We start from the raw sequence: 21,341 nt of genomic DNA on the forward strand, positions 1-21,341 counted from the left end.
GCACCCCCAGCCAGAGCGCGTCTGTGAACTTGTCAGCCCGACGTGGTCCGTGCAGGCTCGACCGAGGGCGCCCCATGCCGCGATGAAGTTCCGGCCGGGTCGCGAGTCCGTTCCGGTGACCGTCGTACGTCGTGCGACGGAATGGGACACACCACCTGTTTCCTACGCGACGGCGACCGCGCGTACCTCACCTACTCCACGACGGACCGCGGCGAGCCCGTCAGGGTCCCTCGGCCTGCTCGACATGATGCCCTACGGCCGCGGCGAGGCATGGGAGGACAACTCCGAGGGCCGGCCCGTGATCGGCGATGTCCGCGAGGGGTACCCGTCCGAGGGCCACCAGGCATGCTGGTTCCGCTGGTCAAGACGGGAGCACCTGCGGCTGCGGCAGCCGTGGCCGCCAGGCATGCCGGCAACTACCGTCGCCACACCGGGCCCTCATCACCCTCCCCGTCCAGCCATACCCGCCACCCAGGAGCCGGGGATATATGACGGTTGACCCGATCTCGCACCCATGTCGAACATCCGGCTGAGGAACGAGGCCGAGAACCCGGGGCGGCAATGCCGAGCACGTCGGCGAAGACCCCCAGCACTGTGACGTCCGCCAAAGCGAGAGGCCGCGCCCGTACAGGGAGACCCGGGCCGCGGAGAAACCGGTCAACACACCGAGCTGAGCCAGCTTCATCCCCTGGTCCTTGCACTCGACATCGTCCCTGGCCAACTGGCCACAACGGGCAACCGCCATCTGCGGCGACCGCGAACGGACCGACTGCCCGGTAAGCACGGTGGCTGGTTTGACTCGCACGTCCCTGTTGCGCTGCCAGCCCAGAGGTCTACCCTCCGTCTGGTCGTCGGCGGACAGCGGCAACAAGCGTGGCCAACAGTGCCCTACGGCGAACGGCACGTTCCGAATGCTTCCCGTGAAAGCAAACGAGAGGAGCGCCGAAGTGAGACTTCGGTTGCGCACTTCCATCACAGCGGCAGCCCTGGTGGCGACCATAGGCGCGTTTGCCACACCTGCCGCCATGGCGTCGGCCACTCCCGGCACACACTCCGTGTTCGCGGCGCAAAGCCGGCAGGCCGGACTGACCGAAAAGCAAAACGCAGAGCTACAGCGGCAGGCAGATGCCACCATCGCAGAGTCCGGAGGCCGGCAGGTGGCGGCGAACCTCATCGACATGGGCCACGGCGTCTCGGTGCGGCTGGTCGTGCCTGGCGAGAAGTACGTACGCGACCTGGCGACCACGCGCGGCCCCGTGACCAGCGTGACGGCATACGTCTGCCCCTACGGGGACTTCTGCGCCTACACGGGCGTCAACTACACCGGCAAGGAACAGCGGATGGGGCCCTGCGGGAACCACCCACTGCTGGGGTCCGGCTGGGGCGGGTCGGGGTCCTGGTACAACAACCAGACACAATGGACGATGATCGCCTCGATGTACGGCAAGAACGGCGAGTGGGTCTACTCGGACGACGGCCCCGGCTCCCACGACACCCACGGCAACTGGCGTCCCGTCTGGTCGGTCACCAACTGCTGAAGGGCCCGCGCTCCGCCCCCGTGCCGCACAGCCCGGGGGCGGCCGCCTGTTCGCCGGTTCAAAGACCTCCGGGTCATGAGCTCAGCGAGCCACCGAGCTGCTCCACCCCACGCCGGCAGCCCCCACCGCACGCCATTACAACGGGCGCCGGAGATCACCTCCCGCCAGCGGCTTCTACGCCGCGAAGCCGACGCCGGCACAGAACTCGTACTGGCCCCACTGCGAGCCCAAATCCGGTAGCACATCGGTGGTCCACACATCGTCCAGGCCCTGGTAGTCGCCGACGGCCCAGGAACCGACGATCCTGTCCCAACGGCGCACGTCCATCGTCCGGTACGCCACCACCCGCTGCAACGGCCGGACGACCCGGGACTGATCGAGCGGGTGGATCTCCACCCGAGTGCCACGTCCGTCACGGTTCAGGCGCTTGAGGAGGTGGCGGGCGACGTTGTGACGGCGCACTGCCCGGTACACCGCGTCGATCCTGCCCAGGCTGGCCTTTGATGATGACCGTCTGCCCTCCAGCCATGTCTTCAAGGTGCGGTCGGTCACCGTCAGCCCCGCGTCCTGTGCGGCGTTGCGCGCGTGGGCCGACTTCGTCAGGTAATGCAGGCGCGCCATGTGGGGTTGGCGATCTCTGATGTGCCGCGTCCTGTCTCCACCGTCACTGTGTGATCACCAGCCATGTTCACGCTCAGTCTGTACTGTCCGATGCGGGGGCGCTCAAGCATCTCCCAGCAGGTGTATCCGGTGGTGATCTCGTCCCAGAGCAGCCTCGGACCTGCTTGGGTGACCGTGAACCGGTCGGCGCTGCGGCCGTCGTAGTCGACGGCTGCCCAGGACGGGCTTTCCTCATCGGCGATGTGCAGGCGGGTGGGGGCGTATTCACCGCTGGTGTCCCAGGCGAAAGACGCGCCCGGAACCGTCAGGCCGAGGTGGAACTCCGCATCGAGGTCTCCGCCCGCAACCCGCCACGGCGACAGGCTCGTCACCCCCCTGTGCTGCGCGTGCCCGGGGGCGGCAGGGCCCGTGCCCTGACAGGACCGGGGGCGTTGCATGGGCATGAACGAGGCGAACGCGTGGAACCGGCCGTGGGCGGTGCCGTCCCGGCCGGTTGTCAGCTCGAGGGTTCCGTAGCGGCACCAGGCCGATGTCCACGGGGTGACGATGCGTCCGCCCGCCGTGGTCTGCTCCAGCCAGGCCGGAGGTACCCGGTCGACGGAGAACGTCGCGATCACCCGCTCGTAGGGCGCTCCGGGCGGCCAGCCCTCAGCCGCGTCGCCGCAGGAAACCGCTGGTGCGAAACCTGCGGCTTCCAGGTTCCGCTCCCCCTGTGCGGCGAGCACAGGGTCCAGTTCCACCGTGCTCACCACGCCTTCGCCCAGGAACGCGCACAACAGTGCGGCGTTGAAGCCGGTGCCGGTGCCCAGCTCCAGTACCCTCCCCGCCCCGGCCCCGCCGCCATCGAGACCGGCGAGCAGCAGGGTGCGCAGCACCATGGACGGCATGGAAGCCGACGACGACGGGAGCCCGTCGGTGAACTGGGTGACCAGCGGGATGTCCAAATAGGCCGCGGTGAGCCACCCGTCCGGGTCCGTCGAACGGTCGCAGAGCCGGTAGCCGCCTTCGCCGTCGCGCAGCCACAGTCGGCCGGGCAGGAACAGGTGCCGTGGAACCGTGCGCAGCGCGCGCTCATATCCGGGCGGCAGCTGCCGACCCAGGAGTTCGGTGACATCGGCCAGCAGACGGTCGGCGTGAGCTGTGGGCGCAGCCGGGGAGGTCTTCACGGCGGTGGCTACTTCTTCTCCGGGGCCGGCGGAGGCGGAGGTGGAGGGACGGGCCGGTTGGGCTGATGCCCGTCATCTCCGATAGGCGAGCGGTGCTTGGCCTGCACGACGTCCACGTCTGCCTCCCCGGGTCTCCCGCCCACGGTAGAGGAATACAGCGGGCCCCCGCAGACCTTCCGGTCCACCGCAGAGCCCGGATTCCAGCCAGGATGCCATCAGCCGCACACCACGCATCCGTCCGCAGTGATCGAGTCGGCCGTTCCCGACAACGGAACCTTCAGTGGCGAATGCCGGGTGAGCGCTGCCGGTGATACCGAGCCCGTGAAGGGTTACTCCCCACAGGCTCGGAAAGCAACGCTGAAATTCCCTAGTGGATCGGGACGACCAGGCCCGCGGAGGCTTGTGCGCAGGCGGGGTTGGGGTAGCGCTCGTTGAACACCGTGATCATGCCGTTCCACGTGCCCATGATCTCGACGTCCACCGGGTCGGTCTCGGGTGCCTTGCAGGACGGGTCGGCCCCGGGGCGGAGCGTGGTCAGGTCACCGTCGACCTTCCGCAACTGGCCGCAGGCCGTGCGCGGATCCGGATGCGAACCATCGTCAGGGCCGCAGTCCAGGGAGTACTGGCGGATGTCGTCCCCGTGGAACACCAGGATGCCCAGTTCGGCCGACGGGGCCTGAGCCGTCGCGGCCTGGGCCGGCGTGACCGCGAGCACCGCGAGGGCCGCGGTCACCATCGAGGCGAGCGATATGAGACGCCCGGCTCCGGAGCAGCGAATGGACATGAAACCTCCTTGCAGGGCCGTACGGGACGTGCCCCGCTCGACTTGATTCCCGGACCGGAAGGTCACGGACGGCCATGATCAAACCACTCGTGCAACCGACTGTCGAGAGTTTCCCCGACCTTGAATTTCACGTATGCGACTCCCGGCGCCCAGAAGCTTCACGTCGATCCAACAAGGTCTACGAAGAATCAACTTATGGCTAATTGACTCAGCCCTTTCAATACGGTGGAACGAATACCGCGCATTTCCCGTATGGCATCTGCCCGTTCACTTCCACCTATTGAAGCCGGATACAGTGCTATACATTCCAGGTATACACACGACGTACACCCTGGGTGTGCAACTCTCACGACGGCCCCGGCACATGACGCGCTCTCCCCGGCGGCCACGAAACCCGGACGCGCAACCACCCGATGCGGCGCTCCTCCGCGCGAACGACTCCCGCGCAGGCCCACGGAAGTCATCGGTGGCACGACCAACGGAAAGGCTCAACTCCATGTCCATCGGCCATACCCTCCTCGGGCTGCTCGAGTCGGGCCCACGCCACGGGTACGACCTCAAGCGGGCCTTCGACGAGAGGTTCGGGCACGACCGGCCGCTGCACTATGGGCAGGTCTACGCGACCATGTCCCGGCTGCTGAAGAACGGCCTGGTCGAGGTCGACGGCATCGAGGCGGGAGGCGGACCCGAGCGTAAGAGGTACGCCATCACCGCCGCCGGTGTCACCGATGTGGAGAAGTGGCTCGAACAACCCGAGAAGCCCGATCCGTATCTGCAGTCGACCCTCTACACCAAGGTCGTCCTCGCCCTGCTCACCGGGCGCGGCGCGAGCGACCTGCTCGATGCCCAGCGGGCCGAGCATCTGCGACTGATGCGCACCCTCACCGAACGCAAGCGGCACGGGGACCTCTCCGACCAACTCATCTGCGACCACGCCCTGTTCCACCTCGAAGCCGACCTGCGCTGGCTCGAACTGACCGCCGCACGCCTCGACCAGCTCACCGCGGAGGTGCGCGCATGATGTCCGGCGGCCCCCTGCTCGTAGCCCGCGAGCTCCGCAAGTCGTACGGGCCGACGCCGGCTCTCGACGGCGCGGAGTTCTCCGTCCGCACGGGTGAGGTCGTCGCTGTGATGGGTCCGTCCGGCTCCGGCAAGTCGACCCTGCTGCACTGCCTCGCCGGGATCGTGACACCGGACTCCGGCACCGTCACGTACGACGGCCGCGGGTTGTCCGCGATGCCGGACGCCGAGCGCTCCGCCCTGCGCCGCACCGAATTCGGATTCATCTTCCAATTTGGCCAACTGGTACCGGAGTTGACGTGCGTGGAGAATGTCGCGCTGCCGCTGCGGCTGACCGGCGTCAAGCGCAGGGAGGCCGAGCGTACGGCGCTGCACTGGATGGACCGCTTGGAGGTCGCCGATCTCGGCCCGAAGCGCCCTGGTGAGGTGTCCGGCGGCCAAGGCCAGCGGGTGGCTGTGGCCCGCTCGCTCGTGACCTCGCCGCGGGTGATCTTCGCCGACGAGCCGACCGGCGCGCTCGACTCGTTCAACGGCGAGCGTGTGATGACGCTGCTGACTGAAGCAGCCCGGTCTTCGAACACGGCCGTCGTCCTCGTCACCCACGAGGTACGGGTGGCCGCCTACTCGGACCGCGAGGTCGTCGTACGGGACGGAAAGGCCCGTGACATGACGCTGGAGCGCACCAAATGAGCCGGCTCTCCGCCCTCGTGCTCGGGGCCAGGTTCGCGCTCTTCGGCGGCCGCGAAGGCTGGACCCGTACGCTGCTCACCGCGGTCGGCGTCGGGCTCGGAGTGGCGCTGCTGCTCGCGACGACCGCGATCCCCGGCGCCCTGAGCGAGCGGGCGGCCCGGAACACCGCCCGCGAGGTCCCCACGGCAGGTGTCGGTGCCGGCTCCGGCGCCGACACCCTGCTCATCGGCCTCGCCGAAACGTCCTACCAGGGCAAGTGGATCCGCGGCCGACTGCTGCAGCCCGAGGGCCCCGAAGCACCCGTGCCACCAGGGGTCACCGCTCTGCCCGGCAAGAGCGAAATGGTGGTCTCACCGGCGCTCAAGTCCGTACTGGACTCTCCCGGTGGCGCACTGCTGCGTGAACGGCTGCCGTACCGGGTGACCGGCACGATCAAGGACGCCGGACTGCTCGGCCCACGCGAGATGGCCTACTACGCGGGCAGCGACACCCTCGCCTCCCGCAAGGCGGCGAGCGGCGACAGGAGCGGGATCACCCGGGTGAAGGCGTTTGACAGTCAGGGCGCGCAGCAGAAGATCGACCCCGTCCTCGCGCTGCTGATCGTCATCATCTTCGTGGTGCTGTTGATGCCCGTGGCGGTGTTCATCGCGGCGGCCGTGCGTTTCGGCGGCGAGCGGCGCGACCGGCGTCTGGCGGCCCTGCGCCTGGTCGGCGCGGACCGCCGTGGCGCCCGCCGGATCGCGGCGGGCGAAGCCCTCGCGGGCTCGGTGCTCGGCCTCGCGCTGGGCACGGCATTCTTCTTGATGGGCCGCCAGTTCGTTGGTGACATCTCGGTCGGCGACCTCAACGTCTTCCCGCGCGACGTAGACCCGAGCCCGCTGCTCGCCATGCTGGTCGCGCTGGCGGTCCCCTCGGCGGCGGTCGGGGTCACCCTGTTGGCGCTGCGCGGCGTGGTGATCGAGCCGCTCGGTGTCGTGCGTGCCTCGACGCCACGCCGACGCCGCATGTGGTGGCGGCTGCTGCCGCCGCTGGCCGGACTCGGCATGCTCGCCCCGCTGATGGGTCGGGGCCGCGATCACGGCACCTTCAACCAGGTCCAGGTGGTCTCCGGCGCCGCACTCCTCCTGATCGGTGTCACCGCGCTCCTGCCATGGCTGGTGGAGGCGGTGGTGCGAAGGCTCGGCAGCGGCGGCGGTGTCAGCTGGCAACTCGCCGTCCGCAGGCTCCAGATGTCCTCCGGCACAGCGGCCCGGCTGACCAACGGCATCGCCGTCGCGGTGGCGGGGGCCATCGCGCTGCAGATGCTGTTCAGCGCGCTCGAGGCCGAATACGTGAAGCGCACCGGAGCGGACACCAGCCGCGCCCAGATGGAAGTACCGATGGGCCACCTAACCCCCGTCGAGAAGTCCCGGCAGATCAGGACGCTCCAGGAAACCAAGGGCGTCACCGGCACCACTACGCTGGGCAGCGCCGAGCTCGGAGACAGGCCGAGGGACCCGAGCCTCCCCACCGACATGACCATAGGCAGCTGTACGGAGCTGAGCGAAGTCGCCGAGCTGCCCTCCTGCCAGGACGGAGACGTCTTCCTCGCACAGGGCGGAGCGTCTTCCAGTAACCCTGTCCGCTCCGGAGCCAAGCTCTACTTCGACCCCTCGCTCGACGACCACAAGGGCATCGCGCTCCCCTGGACAGTACCGGCGAACATTCGGGACGCGCAGACGCGGCCCGACCCGGCGGGCGCACACCGGAGCGGCATCCTCGCCACCCCGGGTGCGGTGGCGAACGCCATGAGGACACCCGTGTTCTACACCACGTACGTGCAGCTCGACCCTCACGACGGGCAGGCTCAAGACCGGGTGCTGAACGCGGCCGCCGCGAACGACCCGCTGGAGCGGGCCCGGGTGCTGCGCGAGTACGGGACCACGCACCAGTTCGCCAACGTGCGCGACGGGCTGTACATCGGAGCGACTGCCGTGCTGATCCTGATCGGGGCGAGCCTGCTCGTCTCCATGCTGGAGCAGCTGCGCGACCGCAAGAAGCTGCTCTCCGCACTGGTCGCCTTCGGCACCCGCCGCACCACGCTGAGCTGGTCGGTCCTGTGGCAGACCACTGTCCCGGTAATGCTCGGCCTCGCTCTGGCAACGGGCATCGGCCTCGTCCTCGGGGCGGTACTGCTGCGGATGACCGGCCGACCCGTCACGGTGGACTGGCTGCCGGTGGCGGCGACAGCCGGAATGGGCGGTGGAGTCGTCCTGCTGGTCACCGCGCTGTCGCTGCCACCGCTGTGGCGCCTGATGCGACCGGACGGCCTGCGTACGGAGTAGCCACCGCTGCTGAGGCAGATCGCCGACCGTCCTGCCTCAGCAGCGCACCCATCGCGCGTTGTCGGTCGGGGTCACACCGCGCTGACCTCGACCGTGCCGACCGTCCAGAACCAGCTTCTGTCCCCGGTGAGACGGAAGTGGAAGCTGACGGCCGACGCCTCCCCCGGTACGGGAACAGTCACCGAACGGACCTTGGAACGCCAGTCCTCCGTGAGGGTGTCGATCACCACGGGAGTCCGGCCGTTGAAGGAGGCGAGCACCTCGGCGCTCTGGCCGTCGACGTGCCGGTAGAGCGAGGTGTATTCGAGACGCACACGTCCCTCGCCGCGCACGGGGTAGGCCGGGCTCACCAGCGTGGAATCGAAACGGCCGGAGTGGCTGCGGGAGGCCCAGCCTGAGGCATCGGCGACAGCGAAGATGCCACGAGCGCGGATGTTCAGCTCGCGCTGCTCGTCGCGCCGGGTGCGGCTCCAGAAATCGTCGGTGGCGAAGGACCAGCCACGCCATTCAGCGGTTCCACCCTTGCCCATCGCCTTGTTGATCACCGACCAGCCCGACGGTGCGGCATGAGTCCAACCACGTATGCCCTTGGGGATCCCGTCTTCGTCCTTGCGTGCGCGCAGACGGGCGTACAGCGCCTCGAAGTCGTCGTCGGCACGCTGCTGGAGGGGCTTGCCGTCCAACTCCCACCGGCTGTCCGGAACGATGCCGAGCTGGTGGAACACCGTGGCCGCGACATCGACGAGCCGGGTGTCGCGTGGGCGGGCGCCGGCCGGGATGCCCGGCCCCTTCGCCAGAACGAAGGTGGAGCGTTCGTCGATGGAGCTGCCGCCGTGACCGCCTTGGGGGACGTGTCCGTGGTCGGTGGCGACGATCACGGTCCAACGATCCCGGTCGGGGCGGGAGGCAATGGCCTCCAGCATCTCGCCGAGCAGTGCGTCCGCGGTGGCCATGGCCCGGAAGTAGTCGACGCCGTTGACACCGGACGCGTGCGCCACCGAGTCGGTGTTGTCGAGGTGCACGAAGAGGACGTCGGGTTCTTCCTCCCGTAGCAGTCGCACGGTGCGCTGAGTGACCAGCCTGTCCTTCTCGAGGGTTGCCCCGGAAGGTGCGTAGATCTCTTTGGCACCGGCGAAGGTGCCGTGGTCCTTGAGCGGGGTCCAGGACAGGCCGGCATAGGTCGACAGCTCGGGACGCACCTCGGCGAGACGGGTCATGAAGGGCGGGTAGGTGCCGTAGTCACCTCCGAAGCCGTTGTCGGTCACACGGTGTTTGTCGGGCCATACTCCGCAGGAGATTGTCGACCAGCCGGGCCCCGAATCCGTATTGGCCATCGGCCGGGCGTACAACAGACTGGTGCCGAACGTCCCACCAGCGATCAGGAAGTCGATGTGCGGTGTCTCCGCCCGGTCGAGCCGGTCGTGACACAGGCCGTCCATGCCGACGACAAGCACCTTGTTCCGGCTGCGGCCATGCACGGAAGCACCGGCAGGGGCCGCGAAGGAGCCAGTTGCCGCCAGGACGGCAGCGGAGGCTGTGGTGGCGAGGACGGTACGACGAGAGAGCGTTTTGGACATTGCAACCCATCAGGTAGATATAGAGAATTCGCCTCAGAAGGCTCTAATTCATGACCCTGGGGATCTTCCGGAACGTGCAGGTGAATGGCTCACATCCGGCGGATGTAGCGTGCGCGTCCGTTCCAGGCCGCGCAGCAACCCTCGCGGCATGCACCTGAGCCGCGTTCAGACAATACGCCGCCCTCAAGCGCCCGCCGGGGCAAGTGCGGTGTCGGTGTGCCGGCCGAGGTCCTTCGGGGAGGCGCCCAGGCCGTGCAGGCGCTGCGGCCCGGTGCCGTTGTCGGTGAAGATCGTGGGGAAGGCATCGGCTCCCAGTTCCCGGGCCCGGGTGAACTCGGCGTGCGCTCGTCGGCGGTGATCCGGGTCGCTCAGCGCGGCCGCCGCGGTGGCGGCATCGAGGCCGTGCCGAGTGGCGAGGGTGGCGTAGGTGGCGGGGTCGGACAGGCTCAGGCCCTCCATGTAGAAGGCGTGGCTCATCTCGGCCGCGAAGTCCAGGGCCCTGGCCGGGGCCAGAGCACGCAGCCCGGCCAGGCCGGTAGCAGCGTCCTGGGAGTCCATGACGAAGTCCCCTTGCTCCAGGAGCTTCAGGAAGGAGGGGCCGAAAGCCGCGCCCGTGACCTGGGTGACGCGGTGCCAGGCGGTGGGGATGTGGGTGAGTTCGCGGATGGGTACGCGCCGGGCGCCGGTGAACAGGCCACCGGACACCACCTCCACTGTCACCTCCGGGCGGTCGGCGAGCGCCTCGCGCAGCCATGGGGTGAAGCCGTGGCACCAGCCGCAGTAGGCGTCGAATACGTAGGTCACATGGCCTCGGACGGGGTTCACCATGGGTTCTCCGGATCTGTGGGTGGTGGCGGGGGGTGCGAACCGCGGGGCGCCGACAGGCGCCGGCGCCCCGCGGTCGGGGTGGGTCAGACGGTGAGCTGGTGGTGGAGCTGCAGGAGTTCCTCGACGTGACGGATCTCGGTGATCTTGCCGTAGGTGACGCGCATGAGGTCGGTACCGGTGAAGGAGACCGGGCGTCCGGTGGCGGGGGTGCCGAACCAATCGCCGGTGTGGGTGGCGGTCATGCGCCAGTGGCTGACCACCCAGCCGTCTCCGGTCTCGCCCTGGTGGATCACCTCGTGGCGAGTGCCGGTGAATCCGTCACGGACGGCCGCGACCAGCATGCGCATGCCCTCGATGCCCGAGGCCGCCCCGGGGACGGGGTTGTGATCGACCAGGCCGGGGGCCAGGACCTCGTCGAGACCGGCGACGTCGCCGGCGTCGAAGAGCTGGTAGACGCGGGCGGCGACAGCGCGAGGGTCGGTAATCGTGCTCATGGAGAACTCCTTGCGAACGAAAAACGGAGCGATGAGGTATGCGGAACACGGTCCCGCAGCCGGTTCGAACCGGCCCCACTCCTGCATGGTTACTCAAGGGAACTAATATCTTCAAAGTGCTAAAGTTCCCAAATGGAAACCAATGAGGTCAGAGCGGGTGCAGGGCTCCCCAGTAGGGGGGATCTACGCAACCCCGACTGCCCGAGCCGGGACGCGCTGGACCGTCTCGGCGGCAAGTGGAGCGTCCTGATCATCCTGACGCTGGCCTCGGGCACCCGCCGTTTCTCCGCCCTGCGCGACGAAGTCGTCGGCATCTCCGCCAAGGTCCTGACCGCCAACCTCCGCGACCTGGAGCGCGACGGCCTGGTGACCCGCACCGTCTACGCCGAGGTCCCGCCGCGCACCGAGTACACCCTCACCCCGCTCGGAGCCAGCCTGATCGAGCCGTTCCTCGCCGTCCAGGAATGGGCCGAAACCCACGCCACCGAAATCCACCGCAACCGCACCGCCCACGACCAGGCGGCTCAGAAACCCCGTTGACCACAGGCCGCGCAGGCCACTGGGCAGGGTTGATGAAGGCCATCCGGCGAACAGCCCCGTGTGACTGGCCGGCCAAGGCACCGGACCCGAGCCGAACAGGCGGCATGCCGAGGTGAACTGACGGACAGACAAGTCGGCCCGCCCCTCGACAGCCACGAGGCCGACCGATCGACGTGAACGCTGTCATCCTTTGGCCGCCGCTCTGTTCCCATGGGAGACCGGCTCTCCGGAATGCCCTCATAGCATTTCCATCGACCGGGCCGCGCAGGGATGCGACGGGCTGTGCGCCCGGTCCGTGATGCCGGACGAGCAGGCCCGCCGTCCGGCCGGGGGTGTCTCTTGGTGACGTATGCACGGTCCACGTCCCCTTTCAGCCCCCGACTGACGCTCATTTGTTTCTTGTGAGGGAAACCCATGCTCTGTGCCCACAAAAAGCAGCGCTTTCGCAAGTCCGCTGCTGTGACGGCGGTCGCTCTGGCGTCGCTCCTGCTCTCCACGGCCGCCCCGGCGTCGGCTGATGGACGGGACGACGACGGCGCCACCGCGACCCTGGGCGGTCTCAAGACCTACGGAGACGTGGAGTTGAAGGAGGGCGCCAAGTGGCGCACCGTGCAGGGAGGGCTCTTCGACCTCGCCGTGGACGGCGGGGGCACGCTGCAGACATACTGCATCGACGCCTTCAACCCCACCCAGCCCAGGGCCCGTTACCAGGAGACACCGTGGAAGGAGAGTTCGCTCCACAACAACCCGGACGCGGGCAAGATCCGCTGGATTCTGCAGAACTCCTACCCGCAGAAGAACGACCTGGGCGCGCTCGCCGCCGCCGCGGGCGTCCCCGCTCTCACCGCACAGCAGGCTGCCGCCGGTACTCAGGCCGCGATCTGGCGCTACTCCGATCACATTGACGCCCGGGCCAAGGATCCGGTGGCGCAGAAGCTCGCCATGTATCTGCACGAGAAGGCCCAGCCGCTGACAGAACCCGTCGCGTCGCTGGCGCTGGACCCCCGGACGCTGTCCGGCAAGAGCGGTGAAAAGCTCGGACCGGTGTCGGTGGAGACCAGCGCCGACACGGTGGACGTGTCACTGGAGACGGACGCCGCGGGCGACAAGGTGACCCTGGTGGGCGGCGACGGCAAGCCCGTCACCTCCGCCGCCAACGGCTCCCGGCTGTACGTCGACATCCCCCAGGGCACCGCCGGGGGCGCGGCCGCGATCAAGGCCACGGCCACCACGAGGGTGCCCATCGGATGCGTGTTCACCGGCATCGGCCAGCACAAGGGCAGCCAGACGATGATCCTCGCGGGCTCCACCACCAGCACCGTCACGGCGTCGACGACGGTGAACTGGATCGAGGGCAACAAGCCGACCCCTGTGCCGGCCGTGTCCGCGAAGAAGAACTGCGCCAAGGGCGGCGTCGACATCACAGCGACGAACAAGGGTGACGTGCAGTACACCTTCTCCGTGGAGGGCAAGAGCCACACCGTCGCGCCCGGCGGCTCCAGGACCGTGACCGTCCCGGTTGGCGAGGACCGGACCTACCGCATCGTGGTCACCCTGCCTGGCGGCAAGACCCAGGAGTTCAGCGGCATCCTGGACTGCGAAACCGAGGGCAAGCCCGGTGAAGGCGCATCCGGTGGTGGCAACGGCGGCGGCAAGCCCTCTCCCACGCCGAGCGCGGACACGACCTCGGGTACGGGCCCGACCGACCGTCCTTCGGACGAGGAGGACGTGGACGGCAGCCTGGCCGCCACCGGCGGCAACAGCCTCACCACGCCCCTGGCGGCTCTGGCCGCTTTCCTGATCCTGGGCGGGGGAACCGCAGTGTTCCTCAATCGCAAGCGCCGCAAGGCCACCCGGGACTGATCGCCCCCTGAGGCTCCCGGCTGCTTTCACCTCGGCAGCCGGGACCTCGCTCGCTACACAGACCATCGCCGTAAGGCCGAAAAGGCGACTGCCGGACCAGAGCCGGGGCCGGCCAGGGCGGCGGATTCGCCATGAACCCCCGCGTCAACTGACGGACGTCACCCCTTCTTCGAACGGGAGCGGAGCAGCTCGGTGACGATCGGCAGGGCCGCGAGCAGCACGATGGCGATAATGATCAGCTCAAGGTGTTCACGAACGAATGCGATGGTGCCCAGTCCGGCGCCCAGCAGAGTCAGCCCGGCGCCCCAGATGATGCCGCCGATGACGTTGTAGGTGAGGAAGGAGCGGTAGTCCATCCCGCTCATGCCGGCGACGATCGGTGTGAAGGTACGGATCACCGCTACGAAGCGGGCCAGGATGATGGATTTCTTCCCGTGTCTGTCGAAGAACCGGCGGCTCCTGCGGAGGTTCTCCTCTCTGAAGAGTCGAGAGTCGGAGCGTTTGAAGATGGCGGGGCCTGCCTTGCGGCCGAGGAGGTATCCGGCCTGATCCCCCAGGATCGCCGCGATCACCACCAGCAGGCACACCAGCCACAGAGGCTCCTCGATCCCACCGGTGGTGACCAGCAGACCGGTCGTGAACAGCAGCGAGTCGCCGGGCAGGAGGAAGCCGATCGGCAGGCCGGATTCGGTGAAGACGACGGCGAGGATCCCGATGAGCCCGAACTCACCGATCAGGTGGTGGGGGCTCAGCCACGAGAGGTCGGAGGTGAACACGGTCGTGGACATCACGGGCCGGTGGCTCCCGGTCCCTGGCCGCCCTTTCGCGCGCGGCCCCGGCTCGCTTGACCACCCCGGCCGGGCGTTCGCCTTTTCATGGGCAGTCTCCGATACCAGAGCCAGTCGTTTTTCCACGAGCGATGCGCGCACTCCGCGCGATCATCTCATCCGGCCCGCCCATTCATCTCCTCCTGTGGGGGCGGGGCAGCGGGCTGGAACGGTGCCACCCAACCCGTCGCCCGACCCTGCGCGTCCAGCAGGCGGCCGACACGTTTGACGGCGCGCACTCCCGTCAGCCACCGGCGCGTCTCGGTGTCGGGGAAACGGCCGGCGATCGCGGCCGCCATCCGGGGGATGTCCTGGACCGAGGGCAGCCACAGGCTCACCAGCAGGTCCGCCACTCCTACGCAGGACGCCACCAACCGCGCCTCGGGGAGCACCGTGAAGGCCCGCACCGTCTCCGGCAGTCGCTCGGGCGGTACGCGCGCCGCGAGTGTCGTCGAGACCGGCCAGCCCGCGATCTCCCAGGCCACATCACAGCGCACCGTTATTCCACCGCTCGCCAGCAGTGACTCGGTACGGCGCCGGGCCATGCTCTCGCTGATCCCGCATGCGGCGGCGATCACGGCGTACGAGGCGCGGCCGTCCTCGCCGAGGACGTCCAGCACCTGCTGGTCCACCTCGTCCGCGGGGCGTCGGGGCGGAACCCGTTCATGCCGTCCTGCCGCCGCGCGCAGGTTGTGGGCGATGTCCGGGGGCAGGGCACGCAGTCGCCATTGGCTGCCCTCCAGATGGAGTCTGGCCAGCAGAGTGGTGTCGAAGGAGAGCAGTCCTGGAACCGTCGACAGCGGTCCGAGCAGGTACTCCCCGAGGGCGACGCGGTTGGGTGCGGCGATCGTGATGAACAGGTCCCGCTCGCCCACGGTCAGCTCCACCGACAGCGCCTCGGGGTGCTGGGCCAGAGCACTGGCCGTCTCCAGCGCGGTACCGGGCGCACACGACGCGAACACGTACGCGCCGGCGATGTCGGCCGCGCCGTCGCGCACCCGGGAAGGGTAGGCGCTCGTCCAGGCCAGACCTGTTTCCTTCATCCGCGCCCAACGCCGGGCCACGGTGGCAGGGCTGATCCCCAGGGCCTCCCCCAGGAGAGCCCAGGAGGCCCGGGGGTAGATCTGCAGCGCATGCAGGATCCTGAGGTCAATTGGAGTGATACGGGAGGAATCCATCAAGGATCAGCGTAGCCGCTACCTACCATTTCACCCTGTATATGAAGGAAGGGGGCAGGTATGTACACATGGCGGGCGCAACAGGCCGAGCCGTCCGGAGCATCTCCGTTCCAATGCCCCTTCTGCCTGACGGAGTTGCCGGATCGGCTGGGGCGCACCGAACGTGAGCCGCGTGATTGACCGTCGAGTGCCTCACCGGTCAACCCTCGCCACCATGGTGTCGACCATCGGTGATCATCAGAGCCGGGGCGCGCGCGTAGCCTCGGGTCCGCCAACCGCCGTTCTACCGGGAAGTCCCTCATGCTCGCGCGTTCATCCTTGGCCCTGCTAGCCGTTGGCGGCGGGCTCCTCACAGGCCCGCTCAGCGGAACGGCTCAGGCCGCCCCGACGGACACCTGTCTGCCGTCACCTCTGGGATTGGCGGGCCAGTACGCCGAGTTCGTCGCCGAATCCTCACGTCGCGTCTCGGACTCGGAAGGCGCGGTCGCCATCGGCGGCGACGCGGCCCTCGGCGATCCGGAGCGCAAGGAGGGCTTCTCCATCGGCAGCCGGCTCAGTGGGAGCGAGGTCTCGGCGCTGCCCGGTGGTGCTTCCCTGGTGGTCGGCGGCGAGCTGACGGCGAATCAAGTCGTGATCAAGCGGGGCAAGGCGGTCTACCAGAAGCTCATCGAGGCCCCCGGTGCGAGTTTCGCGATCGACGGGCCGCATCAGGCCGGGCCCTCCCCCATCGACTTCGCGAAGGAATTCTCGCAGCTCAGGTCGAGCTCCTCCGCGTGGGGCGAGCTGGCGGCCACCGGGACGGTGCGCAGTGAGCAGCCGGACACCCTGGTGCTCGAGGGTGACCAGAGATTCAACGTCTTCTCCGTCCAGGCCGCCGAGCTGGAAAAGGCCCGGCACATCAAGATCAAGGTTCCACTGGGGGCCACCGCTCTGGTGAACGTCCTTGGCTCGTCGTACAACATGCATGCGAACGCCACCTACGGCGTCTCTCTGTGGGACCACACCGCGGGACGGTACGTGCAGGACGACTACCAGGCGGGAAGCGACGCCTTCAAGTCCGCACGCAGCAAGCTGCTGTGGAACTTCCCCCAAGCCACCAAGGTCCTCAAGAACTACACCTCTTGGCCCGGGACGATCCTTGCGCCGAACACCTCCGTGGCGCTGGGCCGAACGGGTCAGGGCGGCGAGGTCGGCCCCGGTCATGTCAACGGGTCCGTCATCGCCAAGGAGATGACCAGCATCTCCGGTGCGGAGACCCATCACATGTCGTTCCGAGGCTGTATACCCGACCCGGAGAAGCCGGGGAAGCCCGACCCTGAAACGCCCGATCCCGAGACGCCGACCCCGGAGAAGCCGGGCACGCCTGATCCGGAAAGGCCGGAGAAGCCTGATCCCGAGAAGCCCGGCACTCCGAGCCCGGACAGGCCGGGCCCGGAGGACAACCCTGATCCTGAGCCGTCCGAGCAGCACTCCCCCAGTGCCGCCCCTGTGGGGAACCTTGCCTCGACCGGCGGGGACAGCATGCTCCTGTACATGGGCCTGGGCGGATCGATGATCGCCGCCGGTACGCTGCTCGCCATCCGGTACGCGAAGCGGCGCGGAACGTCCCAGTAGGTACGCGGGCCCCTGGTGCCGACCGGCACCGGGACGGTCCTCGTCCGTCCGGCGGCGATGACGCCGCTGGACGCCGACCGACCCGTGACGTGACGTGCGGGACGGGGCAGGAGCTCGATCACCGGCCACACGGCCCGGCCTCGTCGCGGGAGCCGGGCAGACTGGGGCCGGCCGGTCTTCGGCGGAGTGGGCCAAAGGTCGACTCTCGCAGTGAAGTGTCGACCATCGGCGCTCCGAGGGAGCCCGAGCACGTGCCTACCATCGGCCCGGCAACCTCTGTCTTCCAGGGAAACCCGATATGTTCGCGCGTTCTTCCTTCGCCCTGCTCATCGTCAGCAGTGTGCTTCTGATGGGTCCGTTCCGCATGACGGCACAGGCCGACCCAGCGGAAGGCCGACCGGTCTCGGCAGGGCCGCTCGGTCGATACTCGGGCTCCGACGCGCGACCGTCACAACCGGACTCACATGCGGAGCGCGCGAAAACGAGCTCTGGCAGCACACAGCCGCAGAGCAACCCCAGGGCGTCGGAGCCTTCGCCCGGTGCCACACCCGCGGAAGACCCCGCCACGACGGACAACGGCTACCTGCCGCTGTACTTCGACCTGGCTACAGTGCTGCTCTCCGTCGGAGCGCTGCTCGCCTTTCGCCGCCCGAGACGCCGCTGACCGTCCCACCAAGTGGGCGGCCGGGCGTTCGGCTTCATCCGCGGCCGTCCAACGTACGGCTGAGAGGCGTTTCGGCAGACCACCGGGCCGTGCTCCTATGTGTGCGTACATGGAGTGGAACACGACCCGGTGGCGAGAGGACCCGGGCGAACGGGAAACCTGCCGACAGTCCCCTACCGGTCAAGTCCCCGGCGCCCCGGTCGCTTTCATTGTGCGTGGTCTTGTGGATCAAGCAAGCGGACCGAAGGTTGACACCGGACACCGAAAGGTGGCTGGTTCAGATCTCGCCCTCGATCACCGAGACTTGCTCACTTGGGAATGCAAGACGAACCCGTGTGATCCTCCAGAAGAGGCCAAGTGACGGAGTCGTCCCGGCCGTTCCGTGCCGCGGTCACCCAGGACTCCACAACGGAGGTGAACATCGGGTCCGTTGCCGCGGGCCTGAACTGCTTCTCCGGGTGCAGACGAATGGCCTGCTTCACGAGATGCCGGTAGAGGCGATTCGCGTCGCCGACGGGAACCGGCCCGTGGCCCTGCTTACGGGACGCCATGTCGAGGCGGACAGCCATGCTGGGCGGGATGGTCCAACCATCGATCCGCTTGTCCATGACGTCATAGACGACCTCCATGACCAGATCGTGGTTGCCGCACACCGCCTCCACGTGAGCCCGGGCAACCTCGCGTACAGCTTGCGCGGGCCAGTCGTTGCTCGCCAGGATGGTCCGCGCCTGCTCCTCTTCGCTGTCGAGCGCGGTCACGGCGGCCTGGTCGCCGGCGAGGCCGGAACGCTCCTGCTCCGTCTGCAGCTCGATGATTTTCGACGCCACCAACTTCTGGTAGGTCATGTACGCCGTTGCCCGCGTGATGACGTCCTCCTTCGGGGAGGTGGCCTGCTCGATGACGCTCTTGGTCAGCTCTTCCCGGATCTCCAGCATGTCAAGGAAGTCTTTTTTGGTTACCGGCACCTTGTCGGAGAAGAGCGATTCAAGGCTCATGTACAACGCCGGAACACTGAGCAGCAGGGCGGGGGGAAATATTCGCGAAAGGAGGTTTCCCGCCAGAGACGCCCCGTCCAGCGCAATCGCCTCTTGATCGCCTTTATTGTACGCACTCCAGAGGGCGAAAAAGTCTGATAGGCCCCCGACCCCATAGGCCACGTTGCCCAAAATCTTTCCGGTAGCCTTTGCGGTGCCCTTGAAGGCGACCGTACCTGCCTCCACCCCCTTGGCGGCCGCAGCCGCAGCATCAAGCCCCGAAGAAAGTAGGCCAGTTATCGCAGACGCCTTATCCAAGGCCGTCATGTCGTCGTTGGAGAATGCCGAGTAGACGCCCCAGCCGCCGATCACGTTGGAGGCACCCGCGCCCGCGCTCCTTATGACGACCGTGCGCAGCTTGATCTTGGAAAGAGCCGGCAGCGCTTCCTTGTACGCCTCCTCCAGCTTCTCCACCACTTGCTCCGCCGGAATGGGTCTGCCCGCGGCATCTGTGAATGCCCCCGGGTTCCTCCTGGCTAGGTAGCCAATCGTCTGCTTGCCGGCTTCGGCAAACGTCTCCAGCAGATCGGACGGGTCCAGTACGGGCACGACCTTGCCCAGTCGGCCCTGCTGATCGTATGTGCTGAGATCCGAAGAGGCATCGGGAGCCTGGATGGTTGATTCCCGAACCGCGGAAGCGGCAGCCACGGAGACATATCCCTTGACATCCTGCCGGTCGTAATGACCGGAAGGTACATCACCCGAAATGGGGAAACAGTGAATCCTGCTGTGCCATTCGGACGCGCTGAACACCTTGTCCAGGCCGCCGTATACGCTACCGCCGTCGACCGAGATGAGCTGCACCGCGTACTCACTGCCGTCGGCCTCCAGCAGCCCACTGCCACCGAAGCTGAAGCCGCCCATACTCGCCATGACGGTGATCTCCACCTGCGTGTAGAAATCATTCTCCGCGCACTTGACGGTGACCTTCTGGTCGTCCCATCCGAGCTCGCAGTGCTCCGGCATGATGACGGTGTGCTGTGTGCCCACCCCTGATGTCTTCCAACGGTACCCGCTGCCCACACCACCGACGTGGCAGTAGAGCTCACCGCCTTCTTCGTCATAGCGCACGGAGACGTCGTAATCCGTCTCGTAGGAGTAAGACTCTTCCTGGCTCATCTCTCTGCTCCCTCGCGAAAACAGGGCCGGCACCGACGGCGGACGGCCGCACTGAAAAGACCCCCTGCGATTGGCAGTGGCCTGAACCAGGAACGCTACAAGTGCCACGAACTGACGATGTATCACCTATAGTCGTTTTGGCATTGACGCAAGTTGACGTCTCTACTGCGGTCGGCATTCCAGAAGTTCACCGCGAGGCTTCGCCACAGGCAACTACATCGTGACACACGTGTTGCGACTCACACATTCGCCCGAGTTGGAACTGTTCATGACGCTCTACCGTATCTCCTGTCCGATCATGAATAACTAACAGAGGCAGGAGATGGACGGCAGAGCCGATAGCGAGGCAAAACCGAAGAACAAGCGCATGGAGTTGAGCTTCGCCCAGGTCTCCGGGAGTGCCTTGGCCGCGGTGGTGGCCGCGCTGCTCGCGGGCCAACTCGGTGTGTACGGCACCGTCATCGGCGCCGGTGTCGTGAGCGTCGTGGCCACCTCCGGCGGCACGATCTTCCAGCATGTTTTCAAGCGGACGGGTGAGCAGATCCGTGAGGCCACGGGCCTGGCGACGAAGCCGAAACCGCGCCACGCGGGCAGGAGCGACGCCGCGACGACGGTGCCGCACCGAATGGACGCCACGCAGGTGCTCCCGGCCGAGGACGCGACCCGGCTGTTGCCGGGCGCTTCCCCCGCGTCCGGGATCGGCAGGGATTCAGGCGCGTATTCCACAACGCGCGCTGACGAGCAATTCGACCGCCGTTCCGATGAGTTCACGGAGAGGACGACGCACGGAACGCGGTTGCGAGGATGGAAGCGCCCGCTGCTGGCCGCCGGCGTGATCTTCGTCGTCGCCATGGGGGCGGTCACCATGGTCGAGTGGGCGAAGGGCTCGGACGCGTCGGGCGGCAAGGGCAGTACGTCGGTCAGCCGGATCTTCGGCGGGACGCCGGACAAGAAGGACCCGATGCCCCAGCGGACCCCTGCCCCGGGCCATTCCCAGGATGGCGGCCGGGAAAGCGGGAGCGGCAAGGAGAATCCGAAGAACGACGACCCGACACCGAACCCAAGCGCCTCACAGCACGACGGCGGCACGGGGACCGAATCGCCGTCCCCCTCGACGTCCCCCTCGCCCGGCGACGATTCCACCCCGTACGCCGAGTCGGATCCCGGCGTTCCCGGCCATACACCGGACAGCGGCAGGGCGGACGACAGCACCGGCACGGGTGGTGTGGACACTTCCGACGGCCACACCACTGATCCCAAGCCGCCGCAGGGCCAAAATGCCGCGGACGTCACGGGCGCGGGATCGCAGGGGGTCGCCCCTTAGCAACGAACACTCCATAACTCCTCGGGGAGCACAGGGAATCGCCCGGTGCTCCCCGATTCCGTGACAACAGGGTCACCGACACGCACTGCGGGTGGTCGCCCTCGGGTGATCCCGTCGGCTCCCCACACGGTATTTC

16 protein-coding genes and 2 pseudogenes are annotated in these 21,341 nt (G+C 67.7%); 9 read left to right on the top strand and 9 right to left on the bottom strand.

Annotated features, from left to right (window positions below; all coding sequences use genetic code 11):
• Positions 1 to 141: 141 nt before the first annotated feature.
• Positions 142 to 499, top strand: a pseudogene (locus DXZ73_RS40430) (DUF899 family protein); the annotation flags it as partial.
• 658 nt (positions 500 to 1,157) lie between these two features.
• A complete protein-coding gene (locus tag DXZ73_RS00810; protein WP_116209138.1) occupies positions 1,158 to 1,538 on the top strand; it encodes a peptidase inhibitor family I36 protein in 381 nt (126 codons plus the stop codon).
• 174 nt (positions 1,539 to 1,712) lie between these two features.
• Here the strand turns inward: DXZ73_RS00810 and DXZ73_RS00815 are convergent.
• The 3 genes and pseudogenes from DXZ73_RS00815 to DXZ73_RS00825 form a co-directional block, all read right to left on the bottom strand.
• Positions 1,713 to 2,171, bottom strand: a pseudogene (locus DXZ73_RS00815) (transcriptional regulator); the annotation flags it as partial.
• Positions 2,138 to 3,325 carry a protein-L-isoaspartate O-methyltransferase family protein gene (locus DXZ73_RS00820; RefSeq protein ID WP_240351040.1) on the bottom strand — a complete coding sequence of 396 codons (1,188 nt, stop codon included), beginning with the start codon at positions 3,323 to 3,325 and terminating at the stop codon, positions 2,138 to 2,140. The pseudogene DXZ73_RS00815 and the gene DXZ73_RS00820, both read right to left, overlap by 34 nt.
• 367 nt (positions 3,326 to 3,692) lie before the next feature.
• Positions 3,693 to 4,109, bottom strand: a complete 417-nt coding sequence (locus DXZ73_RS00825) for an SSI family serine proteinase inhibitor (RefSeq protein ID WP_116209139.1) — start codon at positions 4,107 to 4,109, stop codon at positions 3,693 to 3,695.
• A 496-nt stretch (positions 4,110 to 4,605) separates the two neighbouring features.
• Between DXZ73_RS00825 and DXZ73_RS00830 the strand changes: the two genes are divergently transcribed.
• Genes DXZ73_RS00830 through DXZ73_RS00840 form a run of 3 tightly spaced genes read left to right on the top strand, consistent with a single transcriptional unit; the run spans position 4,606 to position 8,143 of the window.
• Positions 4,606 to 5,130: a PadR family transcriptional regulator gene (locus DXZ73_RS00830; RefSeq protein ID WP_116209140.1), complete on the top strand. Its 525-nt coding sequence runs from the start codon at positions 4,606 to 4,608 to the stop codon at positions 5,128 to 5,130.
• Positions 5,127 to 5,819 (top strand): ABC transporter ATP-binding protein, encoded by a 693-nt coding sequence (locus DXZ73_RS00835; RefSeq protein WP_116209141.1) that lies wholly within the window; start codon positions 5,127 to 5,129, stop codon positions 5,817 to 5,819. The genes DXZ73_RS00830 and DXZ73_RS00835 overlap by 4 nt, the downstream gene beginning before the upstream one ends.
• On the top strand, positions 5,816 to 8,143 hold the full coding sequence (locus DXZ73_RS00840) for an ABC transporter permease (protein ID WP_116209142.1): 2,328 nt from the start codon (positions 5,816 to 5,818) through the stop codon (positions 8,141 to 8,143). Before DXZ73_RS00835 ends, DXZ73_RS00840 begins: the two co-directional genes overlap by 4 nt.
• A 71-nt stretch (positions 8,144 to 8,214) precedes the next feature.
• Here DXZ73_RS00840 and DXZ73_RS00845 read toward each other — a convergent pair whose 3' ends face one another.
• From DXZ73_RS00845 to DXZ73_RS00855, 3 genes are all read right to left on the bottom strand, one after another.
• Entirely contained in the window at positions 8,215 to 9,720 is a 1,506-nt protein-coding gene (locus DXZ73_RS00845) for an alkaline phosphatase family protein (RefSeq protein ID WP_116209143.1), read from the bottom strand.
• Between the two features lie 183 nt (positions 9,721 to 9,903).
• Positions 9,904 to 10,548: a DsbA family protein gene (locus DXZ73_RS00850; RefSeq protein WP_116209144.1), complete on the bottom strand. Its 645-nt coding sequence runs from the start codon at positions 10,546 to 10,548 to the stop codon at positions 9,904 to 9,906.
• Positions 10,549 to 10,631: 83 nt separating this feature from the next.
• Positions 10,632 to 11,042: an ester cyclase gene (locus DXZ73_RS00855; protein ID WP_162889927.1), complete on the bottom strand. Its 411-nt coding sequence runs from the start codon at positions 11,040 to 11,042 to the stop codon at positions 10,632 to 10,634.
• Positions 11,043 to 11,174: 132 nt separating this feature from the next.
• Between DXZ73_RS00855 and DXZ73_RS00860 the strand changes: the two genes are divergently transcribed.
• Both DXZ73_RS00860 and DXZ73_RS00865 read left to right on the top strand, forming a co-directional pair.
• Positions 11,175 to 11,582, top strand: a complete 408-nt coding sequence (locus DXZ73_RS00860; protein WP_116209146.1) for a winged helix-turn-helix transcriptional regulator — start codon at positions 11,175 to 11,177, stop codon at positions 11,580 to 11,582.
• A gap of 414 nt (positions 11,583 to 11,996) precedes the next feature.
• Positions 11,997 to 13,445, top strand: coding sequence for a Cys-Gln thioester bond-forming surface protein (locus DXZ73_RS00865; protein WP_162889928.1), 1,449 nt, complete (start codon positions 11,997 to 11,999; stop codon positions 13,443 to 13,445).
• 158 nt (positions 13,446 to 13,603) lie between these two features.
• On the opposite strand, the gene DXZ73_RS00870 is transcribed toward DXZ73_RS00865, so the two are convergent.
• Both DXZ73_RS00870 and DXZ73_RS00875 read right to left on the bottom strand, forming a co-directional pair.
• Complete coding sequence (locus DXZ73_RS00870; protein ID WP_116209148.1) at positions 13,604 to 14,233, bottom strand: DedA family protein; 630 nt, start codon at positions 14,231 to 14,233, stop codon at positions 13,604 to 13,606.
• Positions 14,234 to 14,388: 155 nt separating this feature from the next.
• Positions 14,389 to 15,450 (bottom strand): Lrp/AsnC family transcriptional regulator, encoded by a 1,062-nt coding sequence (locus tag DXZ73_RS00875; RefSeq protein ID WP_116209149.1) that lies wholly within the window; start codon positions 15,448 to 15,450, stop codon positions 14,389 to 14,391.
• A gap of 417 nt (positions 15,451 to 15,867) precedes the next feature.
• Between DXZ73_RS00875 and DXZ73_RS00880 the strand changes: the two genes are divergently transcribed.
• Complete coding sequence (locus DXZ73_RS00880) at positions 15,868 to 17,064, top strand: choice-of-anchor A family protein (RefSeq protein ID WP_162889929.1); 1,197 nt, start codon at positions 15,868 to 15,870, stop codon at positions 17,062 to 17,064.
• Positions 17,065 to 18,036: 972 nt separating this feature from the next.
• Here DXZ73_RS00880 and DXZ73_RS00885 read toward each other — a convergent pair.
• On the bottom strand, positions 18,037 to 19,881 hold the full coding sequence (locus tag DXZ73_RS00885; RefSeq protein ID WP_116209151.1) for a hypothetical protein: 1,845 nt from the start codon (positions 19,879 to 19,881) through the stop codon (positions 18,037 to 18,039).
• A gap of 367 nt (positions 19,882 to 20,248) precedes the next feature.
• On the opposite strand from DXZ73_RS00885, the gene DXZ73_RS38675 reads away from it, so the two are divergent.
• Entirely contained in the window at positions 20,249 to 21,205 is a 957-nt protein-coding gene (locus DXZ73_RS38675) for a hypothetical protein (protein ID WP_205519072.1), read from the top strand.
• Positions 21,206 to 21,341 lie beyond the last annotated feature (136 nt).

This window comes from Streptoverticillium olivoreticuli subsp. olivoreticuli, from assembly GCF_003391135.1.
In the GTDB taxonomy this organism is placed as follows: Bacteria; Actinomycetota; Actinomycetes; order Streptomycetales; family Streptomycetaceae; genus Streptomyces; species Streptomyces blastmyceticus.